The organism is Sphingomonas hengshuiensis, assembly GCF_000935025.1.
GTDB lineage: Bacteria > Pseudomonadota > Alphaproteobacteria > Sphingomonadales > Sphingomonadaceae > Sphingomonas > Sphingomonas hengshuiensis.
This window is the reverse complement of sequence record NZ_CP010836.1, coordinates 4,566,309-4,581,892: the sequence shown is the minus strand read 5'-3', so window position 1 is coordinate 4,581,892 and position 15,584 is coordinate 4,566,309. Positions and strand designations below refer to the sequence as shown.

Here is a 15,584-nt window from a genome sequence, read left to right as displayed (position 1 = left end):
CAGCACACCGGAGAACAGGGAAACAAGCCGCGCGGCGCGCGACGGGATCGATCCACTCCGGCGCTCAGGCGCGCGCGGGCGGCCCTCGAAGCGGCGGGGTCAGGAAATCGGCGTCGGCGAGGCGGAAGTCCGAGGGCGGCGGCAGCGCGAATTCGCCCAGCACCATCGCCGGCATCGCCATGGCGAGCGTCGGATCGGCGCCGAGCACCGGCGCCGATAGCCCCGCAAACGCGCACGGCACGACCGGCTTGTCCTGCTCGGGGTGGTGTTTGCCCGTGTCCGGCACGCCGACGTCGAGGAGCATCGTCTGGCCGCTGGCCATGCCGCCGCACATGCGCACAACGATGCCATGCGTCGTCTGGGCGGGCATGAAGCCGGAGGGGATCGCGATCCGCAGCAACAGGGCGAACGCGAACAGGGCAGCCGCAAGGCTGCGCGCACTCTTCCTGCTTCGAATTGCCCCCAACATAGGAAAAGCCTTAGCGACGCTGTGTCATCTTGTCATCTGCAACGGTCGGTTGCGGCGTCAACTCGGTGCGAGACCATTAGGGCGTAGACTCATTACGCTGCACACCAGATGCGTGCGCAGATGAGTTTGACGGCGGCGAGGTAGTTTTCGGGACACTTGTCATAGCGGGTGGCGATACCCCGGAAGTGCTTGATACGGTTGAAGAAGCGCTCGACAAGGTTCCGCTGCTGATAAAGCCAGCCCGAGAAGGCGAAGCGTTGCTTGCGGTTGGACCGCGATGGGATGTTGGCCCAAGCGTTCTTGGCGGCAGCAGCTTCACGGATGGCGTTGCTGTCGTATCCCTTGTCGCCGAGCAGGGTTGCCCCCTTGTATCTGGACGAGCACGGCTCGTTTCTGCTGGAAGCGACTGAGCGCCGGTGTGGGTGGCCACCCACACCGGCGTGGCGGCGATGTCGCCCGTTCCCCCTCAGGTGCTCACCGCGACGGAGCCTGGGATCATCGCCGTTGTCACGCACGACCGAACAGTCGGTTGATTCTCAATCGCACAGACAAGGCAGGTTACCGTGATGCGCAACCTTTGTGGAGTGGATGTTTCCAAAGCCTGGCTCGATAGCTGGTCCGCCGGACGATATCAGCGTTTCGCCAACACGGCAGAAGGCGTCGCGCAACTGCTCGCCTTCTGCCGCGAACACAGTGTCGAACTGGTCGTGATGGAGGCTTCGGGAGGTGTTGAGCAAGCGGCCTTCCTGGCGCTGTGGAAGCAGGGTCAGCCCTGCGCCATCGCCAACCCCAGGGCCGTTCGCAGCTTCGCCGACGCGATGGGCAATCTGGAGAAGACAGATCGCATCGATGCCGAGATGATCGCCGGCTATGCCGATGCCAGACAGCTGGTCGCCACGCCTCCGCCGTCTGAGGATCAGCGCCGGCTGACGGCACTTACGGCCAGATTGCGCCAGGTTACCGCCGATCTCTCGGTCCAGAAGCAGCGGCTGCACAGCACCAGTGAGCCCACCGCATTGGCGAGCCTGAAGGAGGCGATTGCCCTTTTCAACCGCCAGGCCAAGGCACTTGCGGCCCAGATCGCGGCGCTGATCACCGCCGATCCGCTCTGGGCCGAACTCGACAAGACCATTCGTTCGATCAAGGGCCTTGCCGACAGAACCGTTGCCGTCCTGCTCGCCGACCTGCCGGAACTCGGCACCCTCTCGAACAAGGCAATCGCCAAGCTCGCGGGCCTTGCTCCCCTCGCCAACGACAGCGGACAGCGCAATGGCCGGCGCCGCGTTCGGGGCGGAAGGCCTTCCGTCCGATCGATCCTCTACCTCGTCGCCGACGTCGCCAGAAAATACGACGACGATCTCGCCAGCTTCCGCGACCGGCTGCTCGCACAGGGCAAGGCGAAGATGGTCGTCCGCATCGCTCTTGCACGAAAATTACTCGTCAGGCTCAACGCAAAAGCCCGCGATGCAAAAGGGGATATGGCGACGATGCTGGCCCCGGCATTCTCCGAATGAGGTGGGTCATCATGCATTCCGTCCAGCCAGCCGCCCGATATCATTCAGCGGGGTCAATTCCAGAAACTCAAATTGCCGCCGCCGCGTTGCCGGCGTCTGGCGTTTCGTCCGCTGGACGGGGGCGCAGCCGAATGACGGCGAGCGCCCCATAAGCCACGGTGATCACCAGCAGGTTGGCGACCTGGCGCCATGTCTCGCTCAAGGTCGCCCCCATCTGACCGACCTCGATCATCAGGTTGATGCCCGGCGTCGTCGGCAGGAGGAGCGCGAGCCAGGCGAGCGGTCTCGGCATGGCCTCGGCCGGCCAGGAAATGCCGGCCAGGAAGAAGATCGGCAACGAGGTCGAAATCCATAGCTGCACCGCCCGCTCCCGGACCGTAAAGAAGCTGGCGAGAAACAGCGCCAGGGCAACGATCGCCGCGCTGAACAGCGCAGCGGCGCCGAGCAGCGACGCCAGCGTGCCGGCGCGAGGATAGCCCTGGAGCCAGAACGCGAACCCCTCGAAATAGAGGATGTTGACGAGGCCGATCAGCAAGAAGGCCGCAGCGACGCCCGCCAGCGCGCTGGGCCGGAACGCCAGCCGCCCCAGGCGTTCGCGGCGGGTCGCCGCCAACATGACAAGGCCCATGAGCAGGGTTTGATGGACGACGATCTGCGCCACGGCGGGGATCGAACTGCTGCCATAGCCTTCGCCAAGATTGAACAGCGGCCGTGAGGCTACCGCGATCGGCGACGCGGCAGGTGCGCCCTGCGCCATCGCCTGCGACGTGGCGGCATCGACCCCGACCGTGGCGAAGGCCGCCGCCACTCCGGCCAGCGCGGTGCTGCTGCGCAACAGATACGCGCCATTGCCGAACAGGCGAACGACGCCCTGGCGCCCCTGCAGGATCCGCTTCTCAAAATCGTCGGGGATGACGACGATCACGCTCGCCTGCTGGCGTTTGAGCGCGGCCAGCGCGGCCGCGGGGCTGTCGGCCTGCGCCGTGATCTCGACCTGCCGCGTGGCGTTGGCACGGATCAGCAGCGCGCGGCTCATTGCGCTGTGATCGAGATCGACCACGATGACCGGGATGCGGGCGGCAACCTCGCCGCGATAGGCCTGGGGATAAAGGAACGAATAGAGGATCACCGAGATGAAGACGAGCGTCATCACCGCCTTGTCGGCCAGGATCGCCCGCAACGTCTCGCGAAACGCCGCGCGCATCAGCGCCGCCCCCACACGGCCGGTCGCGTCGCCGCGCGGAGATAGCGCGGCAGGCCGATCGCGCTGCCGATCCCGAAGAACAGCAGCATGATCGCGACATGCCGGAGCGACCACGCCGCGTCGGTTCCCATCACCATCTGTTCGGCCTGCAGCTTGGCATATTCGGAGTAGGGCAGGATACTGCTCCACAGCCGTCCGAACCACGACGCGGACTGGATCGGAAAGATCGCGCCGGAAAAGGCGAAGGAAGACCCCGCATAGAGGCCGGTCAGTGAAAGCGACTGCGCCATCGCCTGCGTGAGTCCGACAAGGAGCAGGGCGAGCCCGGCATGGGCGAGATAGAGCGCGAGATAGCCGACCAGGATCACCGCCGCGCTGCCGGCGACGGGCCAGCCGCGCGTGCCGATATAGAGCAGGGCGACGGCGGCCCACAGCATGAAGATCAGGAGATAGGGCGCGATCTTGCCGGCGACCGCCGCCGCGCGCCCGGCCGTCTGGGCACCGAGCCATTCGCCTATCGTGCCGTCGCGCAATTCGCGCCCCAGCGCCCCGACGACGCAGACCATGAAGATCAGGTGGAGGATCGCGGGATGCAGCAGCGATACCAGCTGGATTTCATAGCTGCCCTGCGGATTGAACAGGACCGTCGTCTGCGCGGCGACGGGGGCGGTACGCACCGCCTTGACGCCCCGCGTCGCGGCGGTCTGCTCGCGCGACAGCGTCTCGGCATAATCACGAACCGTCGCGGCGATCTCGCGCTGTGCCGCCGTACCGGGCGTATAATAGCTCATATTGTAATAGCTGACGACGGTGGCCTGGCCCTTGCGTGCCAGATCCGCCGAAGCGTCGGCCGGGATCAGCACGATCGCGAACACCCGGCGCGCGCGGGCCAGCACCTCGGCCTGGGCGAAATCACGCGGCGTGGCAACGACGGTCAGCCCCGGCGCCGCTTCCAACCGGTTTACAAGCGCGCGCCCGATTCCGGTGCCGTCGAGGTCGACCACCGCGATCGGCAGGTCGCGCAGCACCGCCGGCGACATCTGCCATGCGATCACCGACATCAGCAGCAGCGGGATCCAGGTGACGAGCCCGAGATCCCACACGCTGTGGCGCAGGAACCGCATCTCGCGCCGGAAACTGGAGAGGAAGGCGGATGCCATAAGATCATCGTGGCCAGTCGAACAGCACCGTCATGCCGGGGCGCAGCTGCGCCAGCGGCGTGACGGGCCGCACCCGCAGTTCGAAGCTCTTGATGTCGAAGCCGTTTGACTGGCGGGTCGCGCGCCAGGTCGCGAACTCGCCGGCCGGCGCGATATAGACCAGCCGGAAGCGGGCCACGGCATTGCGCAGCGCGGGCACCCGGCCGGTGACGATCGTCCCGAGCGGTACGCCGCCAAACGCATCCTCGCGGACGAACAAGGATACCCAGGGATGGTCGACATCGGTCAGCGTGAAGACCGGGAAGCCCTGCGGCACGAGCTCGCCCGGCTCGGCCAGCCGCTTGCCGACTTCACCGTTCATCGGCGCGCGCATCCGCGTCTCAGCGGCGGCAGCCCTGGCCTCGTCGACGACGCCGCGCGCCTGCTCGACCTGGCCGCCCGCCGCCTGCTTGTCCTGCGACCGCGCGCCGGACAGGGTCTGATCATATTGCGCACGGGCGGCGCGCGCGGCTTCGGCCGCCGCGACCGCATTGGCCTGCGCCTCGTCCCGCCGCTGGCCGGCCACGACACCCTGTGCCGCCAGCCGATCGGTTCGCGTGAAGGTCAGCTGAGCCAGATCGGCGGCGGCCTGGGCGCGGCGCCATTGCGCCCGCGCGGCATCGATCTCCTCCGGCCGCGCGCCTTGCCGAGCCTTGCTCTCGCCGGCCCGTGCCGCCTGCAGCACGCCCTGCGCCTGGATGTTGCGGGCGTTCACCTCGGGACTGTCGATCGTGTAGAGGAGTTGCCCGGCCCTGACCGCCTGTCCTTCCTCGACCGCGAAGCTGGCGATGCGCCCGGTGACCTTGCTGGCAATCCGGATTTCGCGGGCATCGACCATGCCCTGGAGTTCTGGGGGTGTCGGATGCGCGGTGGCCCACAGCCCCGCGCCGACGACGCCCGCGACGATCACGCCGAGGATGAGCGCGCGGGGGGTGCGCCGCGCGCGCGGTGCAGGCGCATCACCCGGGATGCCGTCTGCCGGTGCGGACGTTTCGGTCATTGAAGCACCTCGTGTGCGCGGGAGATGAAATCGGGCAGGCGCCGCGCCTGACCGCTTGCGGCGAGCAATTGGGCGATCGCCACGTCATAATCGTACGCCGCCTGCGCGCGCTGGATCGCGACCCGCGACACGCCGAGCTGCGCATCGACGACGTCGAGCGACGTCGCTTGCTGCTCGCGGAATGCCAGCGACTGGAGGCGGAGATTTTCGGCCGCCGAGGCTTCGGCGCTGCGCAGGAGCGCGAACCGCTCGCGCGTCGCCTCTGCCTCGTTCCAGGCCTTGGTCACGCCGATCTCGAGCTGGACCCTGGCTTCGCGAAGCCCGGCATCGGCCTGTGCCGCCGTCTCGCGGGCGGCTTCGACGGCTTGGCGCCGGCCCGTGCCCGAGAAGAGCTGGAATTTGATGCCCACCCCAAATGCCCAGTCGGGGTTGGTCAGAAGCGAATGGTCGCGATTAAAGTCATATTGACCGAAGCCGTAGATTGACGGGCGCAGCCGTGCCTGCTGGGCGCGCACGCCGGCGTCCGCCGTCTCGCCGAGCGCGCGGAGGCGCACCAGTTGCGGGTGTGCGGAAAGCGCGACCGCCTTGAAATCTTCCAGCCGCCCGGCCGATCCGGACAGCACGAACAGCGGCGTTGTCGGCTGGACCCCGCCGGGCAGCCGCAGCAATCCCGCCAGGATCGCGTTGGCGGTGGCCAGGTCCGAAATCGCCTTGTGATAGTCCCGGTCGGCATCGTCGCGTGCCACTTGCGCCTGGAGAACCTGTGCGCGGGCGGCGAAGCGTGCCTGCTCCAGCTTTCGCGCATCGGCGAGGTGCGCATCGAGCCCCTCGAGCGCCTGACGCCGGACGATCAGCGCGCGCACCGCAAGCTGCTGGCCGAAATAGGCCTGGGCGAGCTGGAGCGTCGCCTGTTCGGACGCGATTTCGCGCTCGGCGGCAGCCTGCGTCACCTGCGCCTTTGCGGCTGCGCGCGCCGCGGCGATCTCGCCGCCCGAATAGATCGGCACGGACCCCGTCGCCACCGGGCGGACCAGCGTCTGTCGCGTCACATATTTGAACGGGTCGGCAATGCCGTAGGATGCGGCCGTCGATGCGAAGGTGCCCAGCGGGAGCAGAAAGGTCTTTTGATAATCGAGCAGGCGGGCCTCGATATCGACCGTCGGCCGATACAAGGTCCGCGTCGCGCCCTGCTGCGCTTCCTTGCTGCGGACATTGGCCGCCATGCCCTCGATCGCGTCGGATGTGTCGAGCAGCCGTTGTTGCGCGGTCGCGAAATCCATCGGCGTCGACGGTGCCTGCTGGGCATGGACCGGCACCAGCGCGACGCCTGCGAGCGCGAGCGCGGCGGCGCAGCGAAGCGCGCCGGGCGATGCGCGCAGGGCATGGGGGGACAGCGACGTCCCTCGCGAGACATCGGCTTGGGCGGTGCGCTGGATCATCAGCAATCCTGGTTTAGGTCTCGGGCCTGATTCGAATGTCGGTGGTGCGCTCAGCGATCGGACGACAGGAACTGGACGATGCGCGCCGATACCGCCTCCGGTTCCTCGACGGGCGATGTATGCCCGGAATCGGGAATGATGGTCAGTTCGGCGTGGGGAATGGCCGCGTTGATCGCGCGCGCCTTGTTCGGCGGCGTGGCGATATCCTCGGCACCGACGATGATCAGCGTCGGCGGCAGATCCGACCGCGCCCGGAGTGGGCCGAGAACGTCGTCACGGCTGAAGATCGCATGGCCGAAAGCATAAATCCCCTTGGTGTCGAGGTTGCGGATGGCGTCCTTCCAGTACCGAAATTCCACCTGCCGTTTGGGATCGGTCCGGAATTTGCTCGCCATCAGCCGCGACAGGATCGGGCCGACGACCATCTTGAGGCCAAGGAATTTGCACAGCCCCAGAAGCCGCTGATAGCTTTTGACCTTGGTGGGGTCCTCGGCACCGGCGGCAGTGTCGATCAGGATCAGGCTGCGCACCAGTTCGGGATGCCGCAAGGCGAGCCGCAGGGCGACAAAGCCGCCGGTCGACATGCCGGCAAAATGGACCGGCCCCAGGTCCAGCGCGCGGAGGAGGGCTGCCGCATCGTCCACCAGATCGTACATGCCGAACGGCGTACGCACGACGTCGCTCTGGCCGTGACAGCGATGATCGAACGCGATGACGCGATGGGTCGCGGACAGCGTTTCGATCTGATGCGCGAACATTCGGTGGTTCATCACAAAGCCGTGCGAGAAGACGACCGTCTCCGGCCCGCTGCCATGCTCGGTGTAAAACAACCGCAGGCCATTCACGTCGACATAGCTCATCATTCTTCTCCTTCCAGCCGAACGGCGGACTGGGGTTTCAGGCATGCCGCAGTGGCGGCGGGCCAATGCACGGGCGTCAGCACAGGAAATCGGGGCGCGCATAGGCAGGGTCGGGATAGCGGTAGAATCCCTCTCCCGCAGCGGCGCCGAGTTTGCCGGATGCGATCATGCCATCAATATAGTCGAGCACCGTGGCAGTTCGCGCCGACGGCTCATTTTTATGTTGGTTTTGGGCGATCTGCTGCGCCGTTCGCATGCCGATATTATCGAGCATCGCGAACGGGCCGAGCGGCGTCTCCCGGTTTATCATCCAGTTCCTGTCGATCGACTGCACATCGGCAACGCCGTGCGCGACCAGATCGAGCGCGGCGGTGAGCAGCGGCACGAGCAGCGCGTTGCCGATATAGCCCGGATGCTCGCGGTGCAGCGGGAGCGGCACCATGCCGATCCGCCGCGCAAACACCGTGACCGTGTCGAACACGTCGGGGCTGGTCGCCGGACTGCCCATGATCTCGGCCGTATTGTGCTTCCAGATCCGGTTGGAGAAATGGAGGTGGAGATAGCGCTCGGCGCGGCCCGTGAATTCCGCCAATTGGCTCGGCACGAAGGTCGACGAATTGCTGGCGAAGATGGTATTGGCGGGCGCGAGCGCCGCAAGCTGGTTGTAGAACGCCTTTTTGATATCGATGCTTTCGGGGATCGCCTCGATGACCAGATGGGCGTCGCGGGCGGCGTCGCCCAGGGCATCAGTGAAGGCGATCCGGCCCAGCGTCGCCTCGATCGCGGCATCATCGGCGCCCATGTCGGTGGCATAGGCCTGCTTCAGGCCCGCGCAGCTCTGCCGCGCACGGGCGATCGCGGCATCGTCGATATCGTACAGCGTGACGCGAAACCCGTGGAACGCCGTCTGGAACGCGATCTGCGAGCCGAGAATGCCGCCGCCCGCCACCAGAACGGTGCCGACCGGCGATGTTCCTTCTGCCTCTGACATACTGCCCACCGACATTCTCCTGATCCAACGCAACCGAAGGAGCGTGGCAGCGGGTCCAGTGCCAGCGCGTTCCTTCATGCCTCTTCGATATACAAACTTGACTCATACGTCAAGTTTGTACTTTGGTTGAACCGGCAGGCCTGTCCCACTAGGCCCGTCGCGTCAGGAGAACCCTTCAGGATCGCGAGCGGATGAAACCCAATGTTCCCACTGGCAGCGCCGCACCTGCCGAACCCACTGGCGGCGACATGCCCCCGTCGGCGGGCGCCCGCGTCTATCGCAAATCGGCCAAGCGCGAGGAGACGCAGCGGCGCAATCGCGAGGCGATGGAGGCCGCTGCCTGGCAGATCTTCGCCACCAAGGGTCTGGACGCGACCACGGCCCGCGACATCATCGCCGCGAGCGGGGTGTCGCCGGGCACATTCTACAACTATTACGGCACTGTGGAGACTATCTTCGATGTAGTTCTATCCCGCGTGGTCCAGGAGGTGAGCACCGTGACCGCGGCGGCACGCGCGCGCAGCAGCACGCTGGAGGAGATGCTGCACCTTTCGAACCGCGCCTTCCTGGAGCGCATATCGTCCACGCCGCTTGCGCGCGAGTTCTTCGAACGCAATCAGCATCATATCCGCATCAGCCTCTATGCAGGCAAGACGGCTGCAAGACTTCACGAGGACATGCGGGCCGATATCATGCGCATGATACCACACGCTCAACTTTCGCCTGGCGAGGAGAAGTTGGTGACCACCCTGATCTTTTCCAGCGGACTAGAGGCTTTGTTCCTGATGGCCTCCGGGCAGGCAAGCGATACAGGATCGACCAGCCGTTTCATCACGCAACTCACGCTGCGCGGCTTAAATCAGTGGACTGAAAGCGCATTACAGGCGGATCGGCAAGCCCCCACCCCACTTGTGACATGAGTGCGTTTGTTGGCGCGCTAGAGCATCGGATTGAATTTGTGAATCAAGGGATTGAACGAACCCGCTGACGGGGGATTGGCGTGAGTGTTTGGCCTGCATGGCCTCCTGATGGGAAGGTTTGGTTGCTGATACCAACCCGTGACCAGAAGACCATCCCATGGCTGAAGCCCCGGCAGCGGCGAGCCCGCTGCGTCGTCGCATGATCGACGACATGAGCTTGCGCAACCTGTCGCCCGCGACACAACGATCCTATCTTCATGCGGTAACGAAGTTCAGCCGTTATTTCGGCCGGTCGCCGGATCGGCTGGGGCTGGAGGATGTCCGCGCCTTCCAAGTCTATCTGGTGTCGCAGGGCATTTCCTGGCCGGCGCTGAACCAGGCAGTCTGCGCGCTACGCTTCTTCTACGGCGTGACACTCGACCGGGCGGAGATCCCGGAGCGGATCGTCTATGCGCGCACGCCGCGCAAGTTGCCCGATATCCTGAGCGCCGACGAGGTGGTGCGCTTCCTGGAAGCGGTGCCGTCGCTGAAGGCGCGCACCGCGCTGACGACCGCTTATGCTGCTGGATTGCGCGCCTCGGAGGCGGTGAGCCTCAAGGTGGCGGATATCGATAGCGACCGGATGCTGATCCAGGTCCGCCATGGCAAGGGCGCCAAGGATCGCACGATCATGCTGTCGCCGCAGCTGCTCGAGATCTTGCGGACCTATTGGCGACTGGCCCGCCCGGAGGGCTGGCTGTTTCCCGGGCGCGGCGACAAGCCGATCGACGTGCAGGTCCTTCACTCGGCCTGCCGTTCCGCGACCAAGGCGGCGGGCCTGGTCAAGCGGGTGAGCGTGCACACGCTACGCCACAGTTTTGCGACCCATCTGCTCGAAGGCCGCGTCGATATCCGGATCATCCAGGTGCTCTGGGGCACAACAGTCTGTCGACGACCGCGCGCTACACGCATGCGGCAACAAGCACGATCGTGGGGACGCAGAGCCCCTTCGATCGCCTGACGCTGGAGTTGGTGCCGCCCGCCTGAGCCGGTCCGTTGCGTTCCGATCTGGAGGTGGCGGATATCTTCCGCCGCTATGGTCCCGCTTATCGTCATGCTCACGACGGTCATCTCGGCCGCGTGGACCGCCGCGTCATGTCCGCGATCGAGCTCTGCCGGACAGCAGCGCTCGGGAGGCATCTCGAGGCTTGTGAAGACTGCGCGCATGCCCGTGTCGCTTACAACTCCTGTCGCAACCGGCATTGCCCCAAGTGCCAGAGCGCGACGCGCGAGCGGTGGCTCGCCGACCGCCAGGCCGATCTGCTGCCGGTACCTTACTTCCACGTCGTGTTCACGGTGCCGGCCGAAGTCGCCGAGATCGCCTTCCACAACAAGGCGGTCGTCTATGCGATCCTGTTCGACGCGGTCGCCGCGACGCTCAAGATCATTGCCGCCGATCCCAGGCACCTCGGCGGCGCGATCGGCTTCCTCGCCATTCTTCACACCTGGGGCCAGGCGCTAACCCATCATCCCCACATCCATTGCCTCGTCCCCGGCGGAGCGCTTTCTGCCGATGGGCGCTGGCTCGACTGCCGGCCCCGTTTCTTCCTGCCCATCCATGTCCTCTCCCGCCTGTTCCGGCGGCTGTTCCTCGAGCGGCTTCACGCGGCCCACGCGGTCGGCCAACTGCGCTTTTCCGGTACGTTGACCGAGCTTGGGGATGACGATGGCTTCACCGCGGCGATCCGGCGGCTTCGTCGCAAGAACTGGGTCGTCTATGCCAAGCCGCCGTTCGGCTCGCCCGTACATGTCCTCGCCTATCTCGGCCGCTATACCCACCGGGTCGCCATCGCCAACAGCCGCCTGGTCAGCGCCGATGAGGCCAGCGTGACCTTCCGCTGGCGCGATTACCGCCGCCGCAACGCGCCCGGCGATCATCCGGCAGCTTCTGGCGGCGATGAAGTCGCCTTCGACCGCGGCAGCCAGCGAAGTCACCAGGTCGCTCCCACGTTTTGACCCAACCGTCTGTCCCTGCTGTCGCGGCATTTTACGCATCACCGCCACGCTGCCGCGATGGCGGACCCGGCCACCTCGGCCGCCGCCTGATACGTCGTGAGCACACGCTTCGATCCGAACATCGATCCTGACGGCGTCGCGACATCAGCGTCGACCGACGTAATGATGCCCCGTGTCCAATATCTTGCCGACATGTCCGCCGAGCCGGCGTCGATCTCGCAATCCAACCCAAAAAGCCGATCCGTGCATCGATCTCCCCGGCTAACACCGGTGGTTTGGCGTCGCCGCCACCGACGCGAGCGCTCCGCGTCGCCCGAAGCCAGTCGCCAGGAACCGGCGTCGCGACACTAATCCCATAGCGCGTGGCCGCGTCAGCGGGTTCGCTCAATCCGGCTTCAATGAGGTCGCGCACGCGCCAAGCCCGGCGTGCAGCGCCGCGCAACCTCACAGAACCCTCCAGATTCCCAAGACCTTTGGATTGTGATTCATATGTGGACGCCCCCTTGGCAAGGGCATTTTGTCGGGATGGGTTTGATCGGTTGCTTTCATATGTCCGGCCTGTTTGTGCGGCATACGTGTTGCCGCTGGCCCTGATGGAAATCCGCCGGTGAGGTCCCTAAACAGGCTGCCGCGCGTTGAAGCGCATTGAATCAGACGGGTTGGTCTCACCATTGGCTCGATCGTTACTCATCATCGACTGCCATTACCATTTCGGGTGACCTGGGCTGATCAGGTCAAATTGGCGTAAGGGTGATAGGCCTCCTTGCGGGTCAGCACGACCCAAGCGATCCGAGCGAGTTTGTTAGCCAGGGCCACCGAGACGAGCCGGAAGGGCTTTTTCTCGGAGAGCTTCCTGATCCAGTCCGCCATCGGCGTTGGCTTATCCTTGACGTGGCGCATGACTGCGGTGGCTCCGACGACGAGCAATCGGCGCAGGTATCGGTCGCCCTGTTTGGAGATGCCGCCAAGTCTGGTTTTTCCCCCGGTTGAGTGTTGTTGCGGTGTCAGACCGAGCCAGGCGGCGAACTGCCTGCCTGAAGAGAACTGCTCGGCATCCGTAACGGTTGCAGCTATTGCTGTTGCCGTGATGATGCCGAGGCCGGGGATCGCGGCAAGTCGGCGACTGGCCTCGCTCTCGGTATGCCAAGCGGCAAGCTGCTGATCCAGTTCCGCAATCTCGGCGCTGACGGCCATGATCTGTCGGATCAATATCTCCAATGCCGTACGGGCGTAGGATGGCAAGGCATTCCTGTCAGCCATCACCTGCTCGGCCAGCTTGGCGAGGTTGCCAATGCCGGGGTTGGCAACGTGGCCCAGCTCGGCAAGATGCGCACGCAGAGCGTTGGCGAGCATCGTCCGTTGCCGTACGAGAAGGGATCGGGCGCGATGGGTCATAAGAATGCCCTGCTGCTCGATCGTCTTGACGGGTACGAACCGCATTGTCGGCCGCTGCACGGCTTCGCAGATCGCTTCGGCGTCTAGCGCATCGCTCTTGCCCCGCTTCACGTAAGCCTTGACGTACGATGGCGGTATCAGGCGGACTTCGTGGCCCATCGCTGCAAGCGTGCGAGCCCAGTGATGCGCGGTTCCGCAGGCCTCCACCGCGATCAGGCAAGGCGGCAGCTTCGAGAAGAAAGGCAGCATCTGCTTGCGGTGCAGTTTCTTCACCAGCACCGTGGCACCGCTCTCGTCGATGCCGTGTGCCTGGAATACGCTCTTCGCCAGATCGAGCCCAATCGTCGTGATCGTCATGCAAACGCTCCTCTTCCTCTCGGTTGACCGACCGGCAGCATAGCAACTGTCGGTCGGTGCGGGGGCGTCCACATCATCACCCTGTTTGGAGGTGGATCATGGGGACATGTCGATCGGAAGATTTACGGGCTCGGGTAGTAGCGGCGGTAGCGGCTGGGAGTTCGCGGCGGGCGGCGGCGGCGCGGTTTTCGGTGAGTGTGAGTTCTGCGATACGCTGGACGGCCCGGGCTGCTGTTGAAGGGACGCCTGCTGCGCGTCGGCAGGGTCGTCCTGCGGGCAAGGGGCCGCTATCGGATCACCGGGAGTATCTGGTGGCAGCGGTCGAAGCGACGCCTGATCTGACGATGCCGGAATTGGCGGCGCGGCTCCTGGCCGAGCGCGGAGCGGTGGCGGCCGAGGCCTCGATCTCGCGGCTGCTCTGCCGCGCGGGCTTCACATATAAAAAAACAGCTGATGGCGTCGGAATGCGCGCGCGCTGACGTCGCCGAGCGCCGTCGGATCTGGATCGACGAGCGCCAGCCCGCCATGCGCCAGGAGCCGGGCCGGCTGGTGTTCATCGACGAGACGTCGGTCAACACCAAGATGACCCGGCTGCGCGGGCGGGCCAGGCGGGGCAAGCGTCTGAAGGCCAGCGCTCCGTTCGGCAAATGGGGTACGCAGACCTTCATTGCCGGCCTTCGTCACGATGGGCTGACCGCGCCGTGGGTAATTCCCGGCGCGATGGATCGCCAAGCCTTCAACACCTACATCGAGACCCAACTCGCGCCGACATTGCAACCAGGCGACGTTGTCATCCTCGACAACCTGTCGGTGCATAAAAGTGCACATGCCGAGGCCGTTGTCCGACAGCGAGGTGCGTGGATGCTCTTCCTGCCCCAATACTCCCCCGATCTGAACCCGATTGAGATGGCCTTCTCAAAACTCAAAGCCCTGCTGCGAAAAGCCGCGGCCCGAACCTTCGATGCCCTGATCGACGCCATCGGTGATATCTGCCAACTCTACCCTCCCGACGAATGCCAAAACTACTTCAAGGCAGCAGGGTATGGGTCAAATTAACGGCACGATGCTCTAGTTCTCCATTTGCCAGCGACCTGACACCGCGCTCCCACGTGCGCCGATGCCGATGTGCAGCGCGCGCTGATCGAGTTTGAGGCCAGGAAGCTGATGCAACCTCGGAGGAATCGAGATCAACATATGCACGTAGTCAGGCAAAAGCTGACCTTCGTGAACCTCGCGTTCTTTTTGTCGAGCAAGCCTATACAAAAGCTCACCCAATTCACGACGCACGCCCCCGAAAAAGCGTTTCGTCCGGCACTTTGTTCGCTAGAATGATATGCACTTGCAGTCCCAAGTTGCATGCGAATGCGATCGCTCTTCCATGAAACCTTCGTTTAAATTCTCGTCCATGCTAACGGTCCAAGCTGGGGGCACCTCCTATACAGCAGGCCGAAACTACTTAAAATCATGCAGATATGACCCCGAGCAGAGCAGAGTTGGCGTGCTTTATGGCAAATGAGACGCCTATGATTTAACTCGCTTCTGGCGCCAATTAGAAATTGTCGCAGATGATCTCTCTTGCAGCGCGACAATCAGGATGAGGCTCGGTGGTGGGGTGTGGCGGCGTAGGGCGTAGCCCGTAGCCGCCACACCCCACCACCGATGGTGCGCCCTTTGGGGACGTGCCGCTGATGATCGTGACCGATCAGGTACACCGAGCCTTTCGTCGACAGTCGAAGGGTCCCCGATGTGCCTGGTCGCCACGTCACTGATCATCAGATGAGGTTGTTCATGAAGCTCAGACATATCGAGGGGGTCACGATCGCGTCGGCCAAGGCCGGGTTCAGCGCAGCCACGGGGCACCGGCTTGGGGCCGCGGCTGTGCTGCCGAGCGCGCGCAAGACACCGAGGGGACGGCGGCGACCTGATCCGCTGCCGACCCGCAACAACCGCGGCGTCGCGCACGAAACGTGCGATCGAGAGCGCGCACGGCCATCTGAAGGCGGCGATCCGCGATGCGCTGCTGATGCGCGGCATCCGCGACTTCGACGATGTTGCCGCCTATCGCCGGTTTATCGACGAGCTGGTCGCGGCCCGCAACCGGCGTGTGGCGACGCGGATCGATGCCGAACGCTTGCATCTGCAGCCGCTGCCGGGCGCCCGCACCGCCGATTACGAGGAGGTGCTCGTCACGGTCACCTCGTCGGGCGGGTTCACGCTCAGGAAGGTGTTCTACACCGTGGG

13 protein-coding genes and 3 pseudogenes are annotated in these 15,584 nt (G+C 64.9%); 6 read left to right on the top strand and 10 right to left on the bottom strand.

The genetic code is table 11. The features are described from left to right. Positions 1 to 64: 64 nt before the first annotated feature. Both TS85_RS20975 and TS85_RS20970 read right to left on the bottom strand, forming a co-directional pair. Complete coding sequence (locus TS85_RS20975; protein ID WP_044334808.1) at positions 65 to 469, bottom strand: hypothetical protein; 405 nt, start codon at positions 467 to 469, stop codon at positions 65 to 67. Positions 470 to 561: 92 nt separating this feature from the next. Next, positions 562 to 903, bottom strand: a complete 342-nt coding sequence (locus tag TS85_RS20970; protein WP_077228735.1) for an IS5/IS1182 family transposase — start codon at positions 901 to 903, stop codon at positions 562 to 564. Positions 904 to 1,035: 132 nt separating this feature from the next. Here TS85_RS20970 and TS85_RS20965 point away from each other — a divergent pair, with 132 nt between their 5' ends. Continuing rightward, positions 1,036 to 1,983, top strand: coding sequence for an IS110 family RNA-guided transposase (locus tag TS85_RS20965; protein ID WP_044334807.1), 948 nt, complete (start codon positions 1,036 to 1,038; stop codon positions 1,981 to 1,983). A 67-nt stretch (positions 1,984 to 2,050) separates the two neighbouring features. Here TS85_RS20965 and TS85_RS20960 read toward each other — a convergent pair whose 3' ends face one another. Genes TS85_RS20960 through TS85_RS20935 form a run of 6 tightly spaced genes read right to left on the bottom strand, consistent with a single transcriptional unit; the run spans position 2,051 to position 8,676 of the window. Next, the gene (locus TS85_RS20960; protein WP_044336746.1) at positions 2,051 to 3,187 is read right to left on the bottom strand and encodes an ABC transporter permease; all 1,137 of its coding nucleotides are present in this window, start codon (positions 3,185 to 3,187) and stop codon (positions 2,051 to 2,053) included. After that, a complete protein-coding gene (locus tag TS85_RS20955; RefSeq protein ID WP_044334806.1) occupies positions 3,187 to 4,347 on the bottom strand; it encodes an ABC transporter permease in 1,161 nt (386 codons plus the stop codon). The genes TS85_RS20960 and TS85_RS20955 overlap by 1 nt, the downstream gene beginning before the upstream one ends. Before the next feature lie 4 nt (positions 4,348 to 4,351). Further along, the gene (locus TS85_RS20950) at positions 4,352 to 5,386 is read right to left on the bottom strand and encodes an HlyD family secretion protein (protein ID WP_044334805.1); all 1,035 of its coding nucleotides are present in this window, start codon (positions 5,384 to 5,386) and stop codon (positions 4,352 to 4,354) included. After that, positions 5,383 to 6,825 (bottom strand): TolC family protein, encoded by a 1,443-nt coding sequence (locus tag TS85_RS20945; protein WP_077228734.1) that lies wholly within the window; start codon positions 6,823 to 6,825, stop codon positions 5,383 to 5,385. The genes TS85_RS20950 and TS85_RS20945 overlap by 4 nt, the downstream gene beginning before the upstream one ends. A gap of 50 nt (positions 6,826 to 6,875) precedes the next feature. After that, entirely contained in the window at positions 6,876 to 7,787 is a 912-nt protein-coding gene (locus TS85_RS20940; RefSeq protein ID WP_077228733.1) for an alpha/beta fold hydrolase, read from the bottom strand. Then, complete coding sequence (locus TS85_RS20935) at positions 7,762 to 8,676, bottom strand: 3-hydroxyacyl-CoA dehydrogenase (RefSeq protein WP_044334804.1); 915 nt, start codon at positions 8,674 to 8,676, stop codon at positions 7,762 to 7,764. Before TS85_RS20935 ends, TS85_RS20940 begins: the two co-directional genes overlap by 26 nt. A gap of 191 nt (positions 8,677 to 8,867) precedes the next feature. Here TS85_RS20935 and TS85_RS24310 point away from each other — a divergent pair, with 191 nt between their 5' ends. The 3 genes and pseudogenes from TS85_RS24310 (at position 8,868) to TS85_RS20920 (ending at position 11,691) form a co-directional block, all read left to right on the top strand. Then, a complete protein-coding gene (locus tag TS85_RS24310; RefSeq protein WP_052508042.1) occupies positions 8,868 to 9,596 on the top strand; it encodes a TetR/AcrR family transcriptional regulator in 729 nt (242 codons plus the stop codon). A gap of 157 nt (positions 9,597 to 9,753) precedes the next feature. Further along, positions 9,754 to 10,596: a site-specific integrase gene (locus TS85_RS20925; protein ID WP_320407131.1), complete on the top strand. Its 843-nt coding sequence runs from the start codon at positions 9,754 to 9,756 to the stop codon at positions 10,594 to 10,596. A gap of 35 nt (positions 10,597 to 10,631) precedes the next feature. Further along, positions 10,632 to 11,691 (top strand): annotated as a pseudogene (locus tag TS85_RS20920) (IS91 family transposase). A 629-nt stretch (positions 11,692 to 12,320) separates the two neighbouring features. Here the strand turns inward: TS85_RS20920 and TS85_RS20910 are convergent. Beyond that, complete coding sequence (locus TS85_RS20910) at positions 12,321 to 13,343, bottom strand: IS110 family RNA-guided transposase (RefSeq protein WP_044329667.1); 1,023 nt, start codon at positions 13,341 to 13,343, stop codon at positions 12,321 to 12,323. A gap of 98 nt (positions 13,344 to 13,441) precedes the next feature. Here TS85_RS20910 and TS85_RS25045 point away from each other — a divergent pair. Continuing rightward, positions 13,442 to 14,399, top strand: a protein-coding gene (locus TS85_RS25045) for an IS630 family transposase (protein WP_407082098.1) whose coding sequence is annotated in 2 segments (ribosomal slippage) — positions 13,442 to 13,792 and positions 13,794 to 14,399 — 957 coding nt in all. Because the reading frame shifts where the segments join, the coding sequence is not laid out codon by codon here. A gap of 12 nt (positions 14,400 to 14,411) precedes the next feature. On the opposite strand, the pseudogene TS85_RS24905 reads toward TS85_RS25045, so the two are convergent. After that, positions 14,412 to 14,651: pseudogene (locus TS85_RS24905) on the bottom strand (transposase); the annotation flags it as partial. Between the two features lie 438 nt (positions 14,652 to 15,089). Here TS85_RS24905 and TS85_RS26475 point away from each other — a divergent pair. Then, positions 15,090 to 15,582 (top strand): annotated as a pseudogene (locus tag TS85_RS26475) (hypothetical protein); the annotation flags it as partial. Between the last annotated feature and the right edge of the window lie 2 nt (positions 15,583 to 15,584).